Annotated in this window: 14 protein-coding genes and 1 pseudogene; 6 read left to right on the plus strand and 9 right to left on the minus strand. The window is 63.7% G+C overall.

Annotation, left to right across the window (positions count from 1 at the left end; all coding sequences use genetic code 11):
* The first annotated feature begins 49 nt into the window (after positions 1–49).
* On the plus strand, positions 50–751 hold the full coding sequence (locus ACFXS9_RS09190; RefSeq protein WP_392687770.1) for a phosphatase PAP2 family protein: 702 nt from the start codon (positions 50–52) through the stop codon (positions 749–751).
* An 893-nt stretch (positions 752–1,644) separates the two neighbouring features.
* Entirely contained in the window at positions 1,645–1,770 is a 126-nt protein-coding gene (locus ACFXS9_RS09195) for a hypothetical protein (protein WP_392687773.1), read from the plus strand.
* Positions 1,771–1,809: 39 nt separating this feature from the next.
* Here ACFXS9_RS09195 and ACFXS9_RS09200 read toward each other — a convergent pair whose 3' ends face one another.
* The 3 genes from ACFXS9_RS09200 to ACFXS9_RS09210 are packed head-to-tail and all read right to left on the minus strand — an operon-like array spanning position 1,810 to position 6,750.
* Complete coding sequence (locus ACFXS9_RS09200) at positions 1,810–2,376, minus strand: invasion associated locus B family protein (protein WP_392687776.1); 567 nt, start codon at positions 2,374–2,376, stop codon at positions 1,810–1,812.
* A 58-nt stretch (positions 2,377–2,434) separates the two neighbouring features.
* Positions 2,435–5,581, minus strand: a complete 3,147-nt coding sequence (locus ACFXS9_RS09205) for a multidrug efflux RND transporter permease subunit (protein WP_392687779.1) — start codon at positions 5,579–5,581, stop codon at positions 2,435–2,437.
* Positions 5,578–6,750 (minus strand): efflux RND transporter periplasmic adaptor subunit, encoded by a 1,173-nt coding sequence (locus ACFXS9_RS09210; protein WP_392687787.1) that lies wholly within the window; start codon positions 6,748–6,750, stop codon positions 5,578–5,580. Before ACFXS9_RS09210 ends, ACFXS9_RS09205 begins: the two co-directional genes overlap by 4 nt.
* 361 nt (positions 6,751–7,111) lie before the next feature.
* On the opposite strand from ACFXS9_RS09210, the pseudogene ACFXS9_RS09215 reads away from it, so the two are divergent.
* The 4 genes and pseudogenes from ACFXS9_RS09215 to ACFXS9_RS09230 form a co-directional block, all read left to right on the plus strand.
* Positions 7,112–7,411 (plus strand): annotated as a pseudogene (locus tag ACFXS9_RS09215) (PKHD-type hydroxylase); the annotation flags it as partial.
* A 2-nt stretch (positions 7,412–7,413) separates the two neighbouring features.
* On the plus strand, positions 7,414–8,412 hold the full coding sequence (gene exbB, locus ACFXS9_RS09220) for a tonB-system energizer ExbB (RefSeq protein ID WP_392687790.1): 999 nt from the start codon (positions 7,414–7,416) through the stop codon (positions 8,410–8,412).
* Positions 8,413–8,415: 3 nt separating this feature from the next.
* Positions 8,416–8,883 (plus strand): TonB system transport protein ExbD, encoded by a 468-nt coding sequence (gene exbD, locus ACFXS9_RS09225; RefSeq protein WP_334382588.1) that lies wholly within the window; start codon positions 8,416–8,418, stop codon positions 8,881–8,883.
* On the plus strand, positions 8,880–9,671 hold the full coding sequence (locus ACFXS9_RS09230; RefSeq protein WP_334368285.1) for an energy transducer TonB: 792 nt from the start codon (positions 8,880–8,882) through the stop codon (positions 9,669–9,671). Before exbD ends, ACFXS9_RS09230 begins: the two co-directional genes overlap by 4 nt.
* A 23-nt stretch (positions 9,672–9,694) precedes the next feature.
* On the opposite strand, the gene ACFXS9_RS09235 is transcribed toward ACFXS9_RS09230, so the two are convergent.
* From ACFXS9_RS09235 to ACFXS9_RS09260, 6 genes are read right to left on the minus strand one after another with little or no spacing between them, the layout of a single operon-like run.
* Positions 9,695–11,146, minus strand: a complete 1,452-nt coding sequence (locus tag ACFXS9_RS09235; protein ID WP_392687805.1) for an aldehyde dehydrogenase — start codon at positions 11,144–11,146, stop codon at positions 9,695–9,697.
* Between the two features lie 24 nt (positions 11,147–11,170).
* Positions 11,171–11,905 (minus strand): ABC transporter ATP-binding protein, encoded by a 735-nt coding sequence (locus ACFXS9_RS09240; protein WP_392687808.1) that lies wholly within the window; start codon positions 11,903–11,905, stop codon positions 11,171–11,173.
* Positions 11,898–12,647, minus strand: a complete 750-nt coding sequence (locus ACFXS9_RS09245; RefSeq protein ID WP_392687810.1) for an ABC transporter ATP-binding protein — start codon at positions 12,645–12,647, stop codon at positions 11,898–11,900. Before ACFXS9_RS09245 ends, ACFXS9_RS09240 begins: the two co-directional genes overlap by 8 nt.
* Complete coding sequence (locus tag ACFXS9_RS09250) at positions 12,644–13,588, minus strand: branched-chain amino acid ABC transporter permease (RefSeq protein WP_392687813.1); 945 nt, start codon at positions 13,586–13,588, stop codon at positions 12,644–12,646. The genes ACFXS9_RS09245 and ACFXS9_RS09250 overlap by 4 nt, the downstream gene beginning before the upstream one ends.
* Positions 13,585–14,454 carry a branched-chain amino acid ABC transporter permease gene (locus ACFXS9_RS09255; protein ID WP_392687816.1) on the minus strand — a complete coding sequence of 290 codons (870 nt, stop codon included), beginning with the start codon at positions 14,452–14,454 and terminating at the stop codon, positions 13,585–13,587. Before ACFXS9_RS09255 ends, ACFXS9_RS09250 begins: the two co-directional genes overlap by 4 nt.
* Before the next feature lie 30 nt (positions 14,455–14,484).
* Entirely contained in the window at positions 14,485–15,708 is a 1,224-nt protein-coding gene (locus ACFXS9_RS09260) for an amino acid ABC transporter substrate-binding protein (RefSeq protein ID WP_392699693.1), read from the minus strand.
* Positions 15,709–15,740: the final 32 nt, after the last annotated feature.

Genomic DNA, 15,740 nt, shown 5'->3' on the forward strand with positions numbered 1-15,740 from the left:
CGAAGGGTCTGTTTGAGCTGGTGCCTTATGTCGGGTGGAGGCGACGAAGATGAGAATTACCGAATCGCAGAACGCTGCCAGGCATCTGAAGTCTTGGGCTCCGACCTTGTTCGTCGCCATTCTTTTGTTCGGTTTTGCGTTCATCGCACTCGAAGTGACTGAAGGAGAGCCTATCGCGTTTGACCGCTGGTTGATGGTCGCCTTTCGTCATGCATCCGACCTGTCGCGACCAGTCGGGCCGCCATGGTTGCTCGACGTGGTGCGGGACATCACCGCACTGGGCAGTACCGCGGTACTTGCACTGCTGGTCACGATCGTGACTACGTTCCTCCTTGCCATAGGCAAAAGTCATGCTGGTTTGTTCGTCCTGACGACAGTCCTGAGCGGCGCTATCCTCAATACCCTTCTCAAGCTTGCTTTTGCGCGAGCACGTCCCGATCTCGTCGTCCAACTCACTCAGGTCTCGACGTCGAGCTTTCCGAGTGGGCACGCAGCGATTTCGGCTGTCTGCTATCTGACGCTCGGCTTGATGCTTGCTCAAACGCAAACTTCCCGTTCTGTTCGCATCCACCTTATAACGACGGCCGCGATCCTGACCCTGCTGGTCGGAGTCAGCCGCATATATCTCGGAGTTCATTATCCGAGCGATGTGTTAGCCGGCTGGTGCTTCGGCGCTTCGTGGGCGCTAATCTGCCAGATGCTCATGTCGTATTTGCAGCGCACTGGAAGAATCGAGCAGCCGAGTGACTAATCCGCGTTGCGTCACTGAGTTGACTTCTGATCGTAGGTTCGGCTGGTGGGAAAAGGCGGTAGCGCTCCTCTGATTTGTCCCAACGGCCCGCAGTCTCGCTCCGCTCTGCAGCGTAGCTGTTTGCACCGAAGTAGGAAACTGTCGGCTCGTTGCGCACCGATCGCCCGCGCTGCAAACGCCGCGGCGGCAAGCGCGACACCCTGCATCGGCGCAGCAGATATCGGACCACCTGGTTGACGGCCCCGTAAGCGGCCGTCGCGCTCGATCCGAAAGCGTTAACGAGAAAGACCACTGCCACTTCGGACAGCGAGGCCATCGCCATCTGGTAGGCCATGAGGGCCGGAAGCGATATCGCGCAGGCCACGAGATTGGCCTACGGGGCGCTCGTCACCGCAAGCTTCGGCAGCCCGGACCACCCTTCGATCGGGGCCGGCGTCAGTTCCAATGGCGGGCGGCGTCCACCAATGTTGTCCCGGAAGACCGCTCCTGTCGGCGGGTCGATGGCGACGCGGCGTCCTGAAACGGGGTGGCGCCCGACTTCGTTCAGCTCTGGCGCGGCCTTGAAAGCACCTATAGGCGCAAACTGCATCTGCCGAGGACAACGAGAAGAGTTTTGCAAATGTCTCAGAAGTGGCCGGAAATAGCCGGATCAAAATGCAGGGGGTTTGCAAAACCAGTTGAGAGATTTCAATAGCCTAGCCCGAAAGCCGTTGTGCTACCGTTACACCATTCCCCAAGAATTGCTCAATAACATCAATGCCTTACATGGATGTCCGGGCAATCGGCTGGAGCGGGGATTTGCAATCGCCGCTTTTCGCTGGTGCGTCGTTCTACTCGTTCGGTCCGGGCCTTGGCAAGCGCGGAAGGAGGGGCATTTTCGAACGAATTGCAGGGTGCCGCTGGCGGCGCTTGCCGCCTTCGAATTCTCAGAGCGGTTGCTGAAGGTGACCGTCGACATGCATGTCGACCAGAAGCTGGATGGCGAGGGCGTAGGTGCGGCGGAGATGGCGCGGCAGTAGTGCCGTCATTGCGAGGAGCGAAGCGGCGAACGAGGGGACTTACTTAATCTTCTCATATGCCGCGGCGAAATCCGCCAGCGGCATGGGAATCGTAATCGTTTCCTTGGCCATATTCTGGAACGAAACCTTCAACTGCTTGCCGGATTTCAACGCGGCCAGCATGTCAGGCGAAATCTGGGCGTTGGCGTAGCAGCCGCGCGCCTCACAGGTCTGAACCTGCAGGTCGGACGTCATGCCGTCGTCGACCTGGAGCTTGGCTCCGGCCGGCAGGTTGAGCCCGAGCGGCAATTGCACGATGCCGACCGGTGCGCGGGTTTCGGCCGATACGCGGATATTGATCAGCACGATCAACTGGCCGGTCTTGGTCAGAACGGCGCTTTGCTCGATCGCGCATTCCAGTGGCGCGCCGCGGCTGGCGCTGCTGCACCGTGCAACCCAGTCGGGAGGCGCGGGCGTATTGGCGCCCTCGGCCGGGCCGGCGGTGGGAACTGGCGTTGCCTGCGCCGCGGGCGCAGCATTCTTGGTCTTGGGCGCCTGGGCTTGGCCATGGCCGCACATGCCGAATAGCGCTGCGGCAACAACCGCTGATTTGATTGAAATTTTCACTGAACCGGCTCCGAAGGAAACTACCTTCGGATGTGTCGGTTGCCGGGCAAAGTCAAGTTCATTCGGCCGCTTGCTTGACCGAGCCGCGTGCGTCCGGATGCTCATCATGGTGCGAACCGGTCGAACGGCTCCAGCGGGCAAACGCGTTCGAAAGCCGGTCGAGATAGAGATAGACCACCGGCGTCGTGAACAGCGTCAGCGCCTGGCTGACGAGCAGGCCGCCGACCATGGCATAGCCGAGCGGCTGGCGAATTTCCGATCCGGTGCCGGTACCGAGCATCAGCGGCACCCCGCCGAGCATCGCCGCCATCGTCGTCATCATGATGGGGCGGAATCGCAATAGCGCCGCCTTCCGGATCGCGGCTTCGGGCTCGAGCTGCTCGTCGCGTTCGGCCGTGATCGCGAAGTCGACCATCATGATGCCGTTCTTCTTCACGATGCCGATCAGAAGCACGATCCCGATCAGGGCAATCAGGCTGAAATCGAATCCGAACAGCATCAGGATGGCAAGGGCACCGACGCCGGCGGACGGCAGCGTGGATAGAATCGTGAGCGGGTGGATGTAGCTTTCGTAGAGAATGCCGAGGATCAGGTACACCACCACGAGCGCTGCGAGGATCAACAGCGGCACGGTGCCGAGCGATTGCTGAAACGCCTGCGCCGTGCCCTGGAAGCTCGAATTGAGTGTCGTCGGCGCGCCAAGCTCGACCATCGCTTGTTGAATCGCGTTGGTCGCCTGGCCCAGTGCCACGCCCTGTGCGAGATTGAAGCTGATCGTGGTTGCCGGGAATTGGCCCTGATGGCTGATCGACAGCGGCCGCACCGGCACGCTGGTCCAGGTGGCAAAGGTCGAAAGCGGCACCTGGTCGCCGGTGATTGGCGATTTCAGGTAGATCTTGTTCAGGGTGTCGAGGCTGCCCTGCAATTCCGGCAATACTTCGAGCACCACCTTGTAGGTGTTGAGCTGCGTAAAGTACTGCGTCACCTGGCGCTGGCCGAACGCGTCATACAGCGTGTCGTCGATCAGTTGCGGCTGGATGCCGTAGCGCGCAGCGGTGTCGCGGTTGATCTTCAATTCAAGCGTGGTGCCGTTGGTCTGCTGGTCGGTCGCAACATCGCGAAGCTGCGGCAGCGTCTGCATCTTGGCCAGGATTTTTGGCGCCCATTCGTTCAGCTCGGCCAAATTGGCGTCCTGCAGCGTGAATTCGAACTGGGTTCGCGTTGGCCGGCCGCCGAGGCGAACGTCCTGCGCCGCCTGCATATAGAGGCGGGCGCCATCGACCTTCTCAAGCTGCGGACGCAGGCGCGCGATGATTTGCTGCGCGGATGCCTTGCGCTCGTCGCGCGGCTTCAGCGTGATGTAGAGATTACCGTTATTGCCGGCACGCCCGGTGCCGCCGATCGCCATCGCGACCGAGGCCACATCAGGGTCGGCCTGCACGATCCTTCCGAGCTCCTCCTGACGACGCTTCATGTCGGCGAATGAGATGTCCTGGCTGGCTTCCGACGTGGCGGTAATCAGGCCATTGTCCTGCTGCGGGAAGAAGCCCTTCGGGATGATCACGAACAGATAGACCGACAGACCGAGCGTGGCGAAGAAGATCATCAGGGTCGTCAACTTCCAGCGCAGCGCGAGGTCGAGACCGCGCTCATAGGCGCGCAGCATTTCGTCGAAGCCGCGCTCGCTCCATTGATACGCCCGGCCGTGCCTGACCTCGCCATGCGCGCGCAGGAAGCGCGAGGCCATCATCGGCGTCAGCGTCAGCGACACGAACATCGACACGAGGATGGTCATTGCGAGGACAACTGCGAATTCGCGGAACAGCCGGCCGATGATGCCGCCCATCAGCAATAGCGGGATCAGCACCGCGACCAGCGAGATGCTGATCGAAACGATGGTGAAGCCGATTTCGCTGGCGCCCTTGAAGGCAGCGGCCAGCGGCTTTTCGCCTTGCTCGATGTACCGCGTGATGTTTTCCAGCATCACGATGGCGTCGTCGACCACGAAGCCGACGGCAATGGTGAGCGCCATCAGCGAGAGATTGTCGAGCGAATAGCCGCACACCCACATCAGCGCGCAGGCGCCGAGCAGCGCCAACGGCACCGTCACCGCCGGGATTACCGTCGCCCAGAAATTGCGCAGGAAGATGAAGATCACCATCACGACCAGCGCGATCGTGAGCAGCATGGTGAATTGGACGTCCTCGACCGCGGCACGGATCGTCGTGGTGCGATCACTCATCACCTCGACCTTGATAGCCGGTGGGAGCGCAGCGAGCAGCCGGGGCAGCGTCCCCTTGATCTGGTCGACGGTCTCGATGACGTTGGCGCCGGGCTGCTTGAATATCACCAGGAATACGCCGCGCTTGCCGTTGGCCCAGGCCGCCTGCTTGGCGTCCTCCGGGCCGGTGACGGCCTGGCCGATATCGCGGATCCGCAACGGACCGCCATTGCGATAGGCGATAATGACGTCGTTCCAGTCCTTGGAATCCGTTAGCTGATCATTGGCGTAAATGGTGTAAGCACGCCGCTCGCCGTCGATATTGCCCTTGGGGCTGTCAACGGTCGTGATCGCGATCTGGCTGCGCACGTCCTCCAGTGACAGGCCCTTGGCGACGAGTTTCGCCGGGTCGATCTGAATGCGGATCGCCGGCTTCTGCTGGCCGCCGATGATGACCTGGGCGACGCCTGAGATCTGGCTGATCTGCTGCGCGAGCTGGGCGTCCACGGAGTCGCTGACGGTCGCGAGCGGCAGTGTGTCCGAAGTCGCCGCCATGATCAGGATCGGCGAATCCGCCGGGTTGACCTTGCGATAGATCGGGGGCGAGGGGAGGTTTTTCGGCAACTGGCCGCTGGCCGCATTGATCGCGGCCTGCACGTCGTTGGCGGCCGCGTCGATCGAGCGGTTGAGATCGAACTGGATGTTGACTGCGGTCGTGCCGAGATAGCTCGTTGACGTCATCTGCGCGACGCCCGGAATCTGCGCGAACTGGCGCTCAAGCGGCTGCGCCACCGACGAGGCCATGGTTTCCGGGCTGCCGCCCGGCAGGTTGGCGGTGACCTGGATGGTCGGGAAGTCGACTTGCGGCAGGGGGGCGACGGGCAACAGCGGGTAGGCGACAAGGCCGATGAACATGATCCCCGCCATCATCAGCGAGGTGCCGATCGGGTAGCGAATGAAGGGCGCGGAGATTCCGCCGCTCATTCCTGGGCAACCTTGGCTTGGGCCGGATCGGAACTGGCGACCGCCGTGGTCACGAGCGAGCCAGGCTGAACCTTGAATTGACCTGCCGTGATCACCTGCTCGACGAGCGAAAGTCCCTCATCGACCACCGAGCGGCCGTCGATCGAGCGCGTCACCTTGATCTTGCGGAGCTCGGCCTTGTTGTCCTGGTTGACCGCATAGGCGTAGAGACCATCGGCGCCATGCTGAACAGCGTCATCCGGAATCACGGTGGCGTTTTTCAGCGTCGTAACGAGCAGCCGCGTCGAAACCGACTGGCCGGGCCACAGCGCGTGGTCCTTGTTGTCGAATACCGCCTTGAGCCTGATCGTCCCGCTCGACGTGTCAACCTGGTTGTTGATCAGCGAAAGCGTGCCGGTGGACAGCGCGCGCTTGCCGTCCGTGGAGAGGGCGATCACTTTGGGTGAACCGGCGGCCAGCGCGGCTCTGATATCCGGCAACTGGTCTTCCGGTGCGGTAAAGATCACCGCGATCGGCTCGATCTGGGCAATGGTGACGATGCCGGTCTGGGTTGCGGCGTTGACGATATTGCCGACATCGACCTGGCGCAGCCCGGCGATACCGGAAATCGGTGCCTTGACGGTGGCGTAGTCAAGCTGGGTTTGGGCGTTGGAAATCGCCGCCGTGTCGGCCTCAACCTGCGCCGTCAGTTGCGCGACGGTCGAGCGCTGCGTATCGGTCTGTTGCCGGGTCGCGAATTCCCCGAGCCTGGTAGAGCGCTGCAGGTCGAGACTGGCATTGGCGAGATTGGCGGCGTCCTGCGCCTTCTTGGCCTTGGCCTGATCGAGGGCGGCCTGGAACGGCCGCGGATCGATCTCGGCCAGGGTATCGCCTTCCTTGACGAACTGGCCTTCCTGAAACGCGATCCTGTTGATCTGGCCGTCGACGCGGGTGCGGACGACGACGGTATTGAAACCTTGCACGGTGCCAAGCCCGGTCAGATAGACCGGAAAATCGGCCCTCTCGACCGGGGCAGTCTTGACGGGGACTGCGGTGCGCGCCGGTGCGCGCTTCCCGGCGTCAGCCTGCGCCGGGCGTTCCTCGCCGTGGAATCGCTGCCAGCCCAAATAGCCCAGCCCGGCAATCGCTGCGACCAACAAGACCCAACGGATGGTGCGTGATCTCGACATGCCGACCTACGTGTTTCGGGAGACAGGCAATGGCACCCAGAACGGTTCCCTGCGGAGACAGATATTGTCTCGGCGTCCTCGGGGCGTACATGCACGAGCGCTTGAGAATCCTAAACAATTGGAAAGGTTGCGGCAGCGCACGCGTGAGGATCGGCATGACGACGGCGTGGCTCGCAATCTCGTTCATGGCTGTCGAACGGACCGCAAATTAGAATCGTTTTGATCTGGATGGATTCAAGCGACGTCTTGCCCCAACCGCGTTGACCGCAGAATTTTCGCTGAGTACCTACGGCGCAGGATTGTCCGCCGCACGTCGGCTGCCGCGAACTGAATTTCGTTAGCGGCATGTCCTGTCGGACCGGAGGAAGATGGCGGTGAGCTGATGGCGGAGAACCCCCGCGGTTCCGACAAAATCAAGCTCGCGGCCGGGGAGTTCGTGCGTTATCCTGCGCCTCGCTTGCATCTGGTCACGCCGGTCACGCGAGGTATGCGGGGGCGCTTTTTTCTGGCTGCAGAGCATGATACGGGATGGCTACGCCCGCAGCCTGATCTTCGATCTCGATATTCGATCCCGGCCCTGGTGGAGCGGCCTGGGCGAGACGACCCTGAAACGGTCAAATTGACCGGTATCTATCATAACCTTATCCGCTACTGGGCCTAAGTATGAATATGTCTCTTTCTCGCGCGACGACATTGGCTGTGATCTCGGCGCTGGCCATGCTGTCGCTTGCGGCGCCATCCTGGGCCCAGCAGAATGTCGCACCCGCAGCGCCGTCTGCGTCCCCGGTCCAACAGGCGCCCGCGGTTTCGCAAGCCCCAGCGGCACCGGTCCAGGCAACCCAGCCGGCTCAGCCGACGGCAGCCGCCGCGCCGGTTGCACCAACCGCAAGCTCAGACGCGACCGCTGCGCCGGCCGGGCGAGAAGGCACCTCGTTGAAGGCAACGACGGTTGCGCCGCGCGAATTGTCGCCGTGGTCCATGTACAAGGATGCCGACGTCGTGGTGAAGGCCGTGATGATCGGTCTCGCCTTTGCCTCGCTCGTGACCTGGACCGTCTTCATCGCCAAGATGTTCGAGCTGACCGTCGTACAGCGCAAGCTGCGCAGGGCGCTGGCCAAGATCGCCGACGCGAGGTCGCTGGCGGAAGCGCAATTCGCGCTGGGCGCCAAGGGCAGCGTATTGTCGGCCTTCCTTGCGGCAGCGATGCGCGAGGCGCGGCTGTCGGCGGGTATCTCGAGCGACGCCGGCATCAAGGAACGCGCCGCGTCGAGCTTTTCGGAAATCGTGCGCGCCGAAGCGCGGCGGATCCGGCTCGGCATGGGGCTGTTGGCGACCATCGGCGCGACGTCGCCCTTCGTCGGACTGTTCGGCACGGTCTGGGGCATCATGAACAGTTTTATCGGCATTTCGAAATCGCAGACCACGAACCTCGCCGTGGTGGCGCCCGGCATCGCCGAGGCGCTGCTCGCCACCGCCATCGGTCTGGTCGCCGCGATCCCCGCTGTCATCATCTACAATCACTTTTCGCGGGTGACCAAGGGCTACATGGAACTGGTCAGCCGTGCATCGGGCGCCGCGGGACGGCTGCTGTCGCGCGATCTCGACCGCACGCACATCAGCTCGCACGGTAGCTCGCATTCGCGCGCGGCGGCGGCGGAGTAGGCGATGGGCGCGTCAATCGCAGAACACGACCTCGATGACGACAGCGATTTCGCGGAATCGCATGAGATCAACGTCACGCCGTTCATCGACGTCATTCTCGTCCTCCTGATCATCTTCATGGTCGCAGCGCCCTTGTCGACCGTCGACCTGCCGGTCGATTTGCCGACGTCGACCGCAACCCCGCAGAAGAAGCCGGACAAGCCTACCTATGTCAGCATCAAGCCGGATCTCTCGGTTGCCATCGGTGAGAACATGGTCAAGCGCGTCGACCTGGTCCGCTCGCTCGATGCGATGCCCGACAGCAGCAAGGAGCGCCACGTCTTCCTGCGCGCTGACCGCGCCGTGCCCTATGGCGAATTGATGGATGTGCTCGAAATCCTGCGCGCCGGCGGCTATTCCAAGATCAAGCTGGTGGCGCTCGAAGGCGTTCCCGAAGCAGCAGCGGCGCAAGCGGCGCCGGCAAAGCCTTGACCGGCCTCGACGAGCAAAAGCCTTCGCGGCGGCTCTGGATTTCCGCCGCAGTGATTGCGCTCGCGCTCCACATTGGCGGCGCGGCGCTGGCGATCGCGCATTTGCAGACCGAAGAAGCCGATGACGCCCTCGGCGCGTCGGCAATCGAGATCGGGCTCGAAATGGCCTCCGTTCACCGCGAGGTGACCGATCTGCCGCCGGGTCCGGATACCGATGCTTCCGCGGCGTCGCCGCAGCTCGCCGAGCAGAAGGCCGAGGTCAAGGAAACCGAGCTGCCGCAGGACAAGCCGACGGAGCCCGAAGAGGCCGACCGGGTGGTGACGGAGAACGAGTCGAAAAAGCCGAAAGAGGACGACCCGAAGATCGCAGCGGTGCAGACGCAGGCGTCGACCGAGTCGGTTGCCTCCGAGGCGACCGCGACGCCGAGTTCAGAGGCCATTCCGGAAGGACAGCGTTCCATCGCACCGGTGATCGGCACCGGCGAGAGCGCACGACGCGTGCGCGCGACCTGGCAAAAGGAGCTGGTCGCGCATCTCGACAAGCACAAGCGTTACCCGAAAGAACGGCAGCAAAAATCCGCCGAGATCCAGATTCGCTTCACGCTCGACCGTATGGGCCGCGTGCTCTCGACCGATATCGAGAAGGGGTCAGGCGATCCGGCCTTCGACGAGGCGGCGCTGGCGATGGTGCGCCGCTCCGATCCGGTGCCGATGCCGCCGCCTATCATCGCCGACGAAGGCCTGACATTCACGCTGCCGGTGATCTTCCGCGTCAAGAACAAGAGCTGACGTCTCGCATTCCTGCCATGGCGTCAGATCGGATAATGCTGCGGCCCGGTTTCGATCGTGATCCAGCGCAATTCGGTGAATTCGGCGATGCCGGCCTTGCCGCCGAAGCGGCCATAGCCCGACGCCTTGACGCCACCGAACGGCATCTGCGCCTCGTCGTGAACCGTGGGCCCGTTGACGTGACAGATGCCGGAATCGATGCGCTTGGCGACCTCGAACGCGCGGGCGATGTCGCGGCCGAACACGGCGGCTGACAGTCCGTATTCGGTGTCATTGGCGACGCGGACGGCTTCGTCCACGCCGTTGACGCGCACGACGCAGACCACCGGGCCGAACGACTCCTCGCCGTAGATCCGCATCGACGAGTTGACGCCGTCGATCACCGTGGCCGACATCAGCGTGCCCTCGCTGCGCCCGCCTGCGACCACCTTGGCGCCTTTGCTGACGGCGTCGTTGATCAAGGCCTGGATGCGGGCCGCGGCATCGGTGCCGATCAGCGATCCCAGCGGCGCGTTACCCTTGCGTGGATCGCCGGCGACAAGCGATCCGGCTTTCGCCGCTAGTTTCGTTACGAAGGCGTCGGCAATCTTCTCGTCGACGACGAGCCGCTCGGTCGACATGCAGATCTGGCCCTGGTTCATGAAGGCGCCGAACGCTGCGGCGGCTACGGCGGCGTCGATGTCGGCATCGTCGAGCACGATCATCGGCGCCTTGCCGCCGAGTTCGAGCAGGGCCGGCTTGAGATATTTGGCTGCCACCTGCGCGATGATGCGGCCGACACGCGTCGAGCCGGTAAAATTGACGCGCCGCACGGCGGGATGGCCGATCAGCATTTCGATCAGCGCGGGGGCATCTTCCGGCGCGTTGGTGATGACGTTGAGGACGCCCGGCGGCAGTCCGGCATCGCGCAGGCATTCGGCGATCAGCCGGTGGGTGCCCGGGCAGATTTCGGAGGCTTTCAGCACCACGGTGTTACCGCAGGCAAGCGGCAGGGCGATGGCGCGTACGCCGAGAATGACTGGCGCGTTCCACGGCGCCATGCTCAGCACCACGCCGGCGGGCTGGCGTACGGCCATCGCGATACAGCCCGGCTTGTCGGAGGGGATGACTTCGCCCGAAATCTGCGTGGTGATGGCCGCCGCTTCGCGCAGCATGCTGGCGGCGAGGTGAACGTTGAAGCCGGCCCAGCCGGCCGTCGCGCCGGTCTCCGCCGCCATCAACTCGATGAACTGGGGTGCCTTCGATGCCAGAAGATCAGCAGCCTTCAACAGGATCGCACGTCTCGCGTTCGGACCGGTAGCGGACCATGCGGGGAAGGCGGCGGCCGCAGTGTCGGCGGCGCGCTTCGCATCCGCGATCTGGGCTGCCGCGGCGCGGCTTGCGAGATCGCCGGTGACCGGGTTGAGGCGATCGAACGTCGCGCCGTTCGATGCCGGGACATCCTTGCTGTCGAGCAGCAGCGAGATTTCGTACATGGCTTTCTCTCCTCACGCGTGGCGTTACGATGATGATGCGGTGGCCGGCGGTACGCCGCCGAGATAGGCGCGCTGGACGGCGGGATCGGCTTTCAACTGGTCGGCGGTGCCGTGCCCGACAATCACGCCGTTTTCGAGCACATAGCCGCGATCGGCGATCCGAAGGCTCTCCTGCGCGTTCTGTTCGACGAGCAAAAGCCCGACACCGGCCTCGCGCACCCGTCGCAAGGTGGCGAACAACTCCTGCACCATCGCGGGCGAGAGCCCGAGCGACGGTTCGTCGAGCAGCAGGATATCGGGATTGGACATCAGCGCGCGGCCGATGGCGAGCATCTGCTGTTCGCCGCCGCTCATGGTGCGCGCGATCTGGGCGGCGCGTTCGCGCAGGCGCGGAAACAGCGCAAGCACCTGCTCGCGCCGCGCCGCTTCACCCTCGCGGGCGCGCTTCGGATTGGCGCCGAGCAGAAGATTTTCCTTCACCGTGAGGTCGCCAAAGATGCCGCGGCCTTCCGGAACCAGCGCCAGCCCGCTTTCGACGATGTCGTGGGCGGCAAGCGCGGAGATATCGCGGCCGCCGAGGCGCACCTGCTTGCCGGGAAGCGTACGCACGACGCCCGCGATGGCTTTCAGGAGCGAAGTCTTGCCGGCGCCATTGGCGCCCAGGATCGTTACGATCTCACGGCGGCCGACGCTGAGGGCGACGCCGTCGAGCGCCCGATGCAGGCCATAAGCGAGGCTGAGATTTTTGACCTCAAGCATCGGCGGCTACCCCGCCAAGATAGGCCTTCACGACGGCCGCATCGCTCAGTACGTCCGCAGTGGCGCCTTCGGCGATCTTGCGTCCGCTGCTCATGACGATGCAGCGGTCGCACAGCGCGCGAACCGCGCTCATCACATGCTCGACCAGCACGATGGTGATTCCGTCAGCCCGCAATGATCGGATCAGGTCGATGCCGATCGCAAGTTCGGATGGATTGAGGCCGGCGAGCCATTCGTCGAGCAGCAATAGCCGTGGCTTTGCCGCGAGGGCGCGTGCGAGTTCCAGGCGCTTGCGGTCGATATAGGTCAGGTCGGCTGCCGGGCGCCGGTCGTGCCCGGCAAGACCGACGCGGTCGAGCAGGGCGTCGATCCGAACCTCGGCGTCGGTCGCGGACAAGTGAGGCCGCTGAAACGCCAAACCCGCCTTGATGTTCTCGCGGCAATCCATGCCGTCGAGCACGCGGACGAGCTGGAATGTCCGCGCCAATCCGAGCCGCGCGATCCGGTACGACGCAAGGCCCGCGATGTTCTGGCCCGTCAGGCGGATGGTGCCGGCATCGGGACGCAGCACGCCCGAGATCAGATTGAGCGCCGTGGTCTTGCCCGACCCGTTGGGACCGAGCAGGCCCATGATTTCGCCTTGGGCGACCGTAAAGTCGAGATCGTTGACCGCGACGAGCCCGCCGAACGCGCGCCGCAACCCACTGATCGTCAGCACGGGTGTTTGTCTGCCCTGGCTCATGCGGTTGCCCGTTGCCTGCTTTTGCCGCCCGCCGTCGTCGATAGCTTTTCCAACAATCCCGCGACGCCCCTCGGCAGCATGTAGACGATCAGCAGGAAGATGCAGCCGAGGATGATCGTGAACGTGTTCGGAAAGCGAGCACTCAGCAGTTCGAACAGTAGCGTCAGCGGCACGGCGCCAAGTACTGGCCCCCACAGCCGGTGCGCGCCGCCGAGCAGCGCCATGATCAGCACCTGAAACGAGATCATCGAATTGAAGGCGATCGACGGCTCGATATAGGTCCAGCGCGGCGCCATTATTGCGCCGACCAGCGTCATGACCGTGGCGCTGATCGTGAACAGGGCGACCTTGGCAAAGGTGGTGTTGATCCCGCAATGTTCTGCGACGGTCTCGTCTTCGCCGATCACCCGCAGCGCAAAGCCGAGGCGCGAGCGCGCGATCAGCCAGCCCAGCAGGAACACGGCGGCCGTGAGCGCGAGCAACTGCCAGTAAATATCGGCCTGCGTGATGTCGACGAAGACATAGCGCCCGAGCACGCGCGACTTGTTGACCTCGAACCAGACCACAAGCTGGCGGATCAGTTCGGTCAATCCAAAGGTGAAGATGACGAAATACACGCCGCTCAAGCGCAGCGTCGAGAGCCCGACGATGCCAGCCACAATGGCGCCGAGCGCCGCTGCGGTCAGCAGTACGAGCGGCCATGGCAAGATCTCGCCGAGCACGGCAACGGTATAGGCGCCGACACCGAAGAAGGCGGTGGTTGCCAGCGAGACGTAGCGGGTGGGCCCAGAGAACATGCCCCACGCCGTCGCCAGCACGGTGTATTGCAAAAGGCTGATGGCGAGCGCGAGGTAGTAGGCATTGCCGAGGCGCGGAACGAGCGCCAGCAGCGCAAGCGCTGTGAGCGCTGTGGCACCAAAGCCGGCGACACGCGCGCTCATCGCGTCGCCCTGCCAAACAGGCCGGCCGGCTTCACCAGCAGCACGGCGAGAAACAGCGCGAAATTCACTGCAAGCGTGAGCCCGGGATCGACATAGGAGGCAACCAGCGCCTCGCTGAGACCAAGCGCCAGGCCTGCGACCAGGCAGCCCAGCATGTTGCCGACGCCGCCCATCACGACGACGATCAAGGCCTTCATCGTGAAGACGACGCCGGATGACGCGCTGAAGGTGAGAAAGGTGCTGACCAAGACGCCAGCGGCGGCGACCAGCGCGCCACCCAACGCAAATGTCAGCGCCGAGGCCTGCCGCACATTGATGGCGACAAGCTGGGCGGCAAAAGGATCGACGGCGACGGCGCGTACCGCCGTGCCGGCGCGGGTCCGTGTCAGCGCGGCATACAGCGCCAGGCCGAGCAGGATGGTGATGCCGAGCGCGGCGAGGCGGTTGGCCGCGACCGTCTCACCGAGAAACTGCACCGGGAAGGCCAGGAACGAATAGCTGTAATAGGCGCCGCCGAACAGCGCGAGCATCGAGCCCTGAATGACGAAGGTGAGGCCAAAGGTTGCGAGAATGCTATCGACCTCGAGCGCGTCTCGGTTGGGCGCGCGTCGCACCAGCGGCGTCAGCAGCAATTTGTAGATTGCAAAGTTCAGCACGAAGGCGAGGGGGACGACCAGCGCCAGTCCAACAAACGGACTGATCGCCCAGCCCGTGAACAGCCAGTGCGATGCAAAGGCGGCGGCGATCAGGAACTCGCCATAAGAGAGGTTCATGATGCGCGCAACGCCGTACTGGAGCGTGAGCCCCATGGCGATGAGCGCATACATGCCGCCCAGCATCAGGCCGGTCAGAATGGCGTTGGTCATTGGCGTGCTGGCCGCGTCTCTATCTTGACGTTACGGTGCCACCCACGCCGGCTTCGGAACGATCGCGGCGCGCGCGCCTTCGTTCTTTGCCGGCGCGATGCCGTAGAACTCGCCGTCCTGCCACTGGCCAACCCACCAGTAACGCGTGGGCATGTTGTTCTCGAGCTTGACCTTGCCGATCACGGTGTCGAACGTGCCGGTCTGGAGATCCTTGATCACGGCGGCGCGGTCGATCTTGCCGACGCGCTCGATCGCCTGCTGCAGCATCTGCAGGCTGGCATAAGTGACCGCACTCGCCCAGCGGTCCGGCTCCGCCCCGTTGGCGGCGGCGGCCTTGTGGCGGGTGAGATAGTCCTTGATCGCGGGACTGTCGCCGCTCCAGCCGCCGATGCCCATCACGCCTTCGGTGTTCTTGCCGAATTTTTGCCGATAGAGCGGGAAGGCGGTGCCGACCCCGGTATAGAAAACCTTCGGATTGAGCCCGGCGATACGCGATTGCTCGGTCAGCGCCAGCGTATCCGGAGGATAGCTGAAGGCAATGAAGACATCCGGGTTGAGCGCCTTGATCTCATTCACGATCGGCGCCAGATCCTGCGTGCCGATCGGATAGCTCTTGTCGTAGGCGAGCTTGAACTTCGCGTTGGTGAGTGCCGGCCGCGCCGCCGACGACAGATCGATCCCGAAGCCGTCGGCAATACTAACCATTGCCACGGTGTCGCCGATCTTCTTTTCGTCGCGCAACTTGTTCAGCAATTCGACCAGCGATTTTGCGGCGTCCGCGCTGGTGCCGAGCAGCCAGAAACTGTTGGGCCAGCGCTTGGCGAGTTCGGGCGCGCGGTCGGTCACGGCTGTGGCGGCGAGGTGCGGATAGCCTTCGCGATTGAGCGTCGGACCAACGGCGAGGTTGAGGCCGGTGCCCCATGGCGGCAGGATGAAATCGACCTTGTCCTGGTTGATCAGCCGCTCGAGCGCGCGCACCGCCTCTTCGGCGTTGGAGCGGTCGTCATATTGTACGACCTCGATCGGGACGCGCTTGTCGCCGAGCTTGATGCCACCGGCGGCATTTACCTCCTTCACCCACAATTCGTAGTTGGGGATGGTGGTGACCGCGGCGCCTCCGGTGTTGGGGCCGGTGCGCGAAATCGCGTAGCCGATCTTGATCGAGGTTTGCGCCTCGGCGATGGCGGTCAGGCCGAGCGTAGCGGCGCAGGTGGCGGCCGCCAGCAGGGCGGTGCGCCGCGTCAGGAATGTCATCATTTTGTCCTCCCAGGGTGCGTCGACCGGCG

The organism is Bradyrhizobium sp. RDI18 (genome assembly GCF_043203335.1).
Taxonomy (GTDB): Bacteria; Pseudomonadota; Alphaproteobacteria; order Rhizobiales; family Xanthobacteraceae; genus Bradyrhizobium; species Bradyrhizobium retamae.

Bases quoted from the DNA above. Each gene is read 5' to 3' on its own strand.
- ACFXS9_RS09210 (WP_392687787.1), bottom strand. From the start codon at position 6,750: ATGTCGAGATCACGCACCATCCGTTGGGTCTTGTTGGTCGCAGCGATT.
- ACFXS9_RS09235 (WP_392687805.1), bottom strand. From the start codon at position 11,146: ATGTACGAAATCTCGCTGCTGCTCGACAGCAAGGATGTCCCGGCATCG.
- ACFXS9_RS09190 (WP_392687770.1), top strand. From the start codon at position 50: ATGAGAATTACCGAATCGCAGAACGCTGCCAGGCATCTGAAGTCTTGG.
- ACFXS9_RS09245 (WP_392687810.1), bottom strand. From the start codon at position 12,647: ATGAGCCAGGGCAGACAAACACCCGTGCTGACGATCAGTGGGTTGCGG.
- exbD (WP_334382588.1), top strand. From the start codon at position 8,416: ATGGGCGCGTCAATCGCAGAACACGACCTCGATGACGACAGCGATTTC.
- ACFXS9_RS09240 (WP_392687808.1), bottom strand. From the start codon at position 11,905: ATGCTTGAGGTCAAAAATCTCAGCCTCGCTTATGGCCTGCATCGGGCG.
- ACFXS9_RS09205 (WP_392687779.1), bottom strand. From the start codon at position 5,581: ATGAGCGGCGGAATCTCCGCGCCCTTCATTCGCTACCCGATCGGCACC.
- exbB (WP_392687790.1), top strand. From the start codon at position 7,414: ATGAATATGTCTCTTTCTCGCGCGACGACATTGGCTGTGATCTCGGCG.
- ACFXS9_RS09260 (WP_392699693.1), bottom strand. From the start codon at position 15,708: ATGACATTCCTGACGCGGCGCACCGCCCTGCTGGCGGCCGCCACCTGC.
- ACFXS9_RS09250 (WP_392687813.1), bottom strand. From the start codon at position 13,588: ATGAGCGCGCGTGTCGCCGGCTTTGGTGCCACAGCGCTCACAGCGCTT.
- ACFXS9_RS09255 (WP_392687816.1), bottom strand. From the start codon at position 14,454: ATGACCAACGCCATTCTGACCGGCCTGATGCTGGGCGGCATGTATGCG.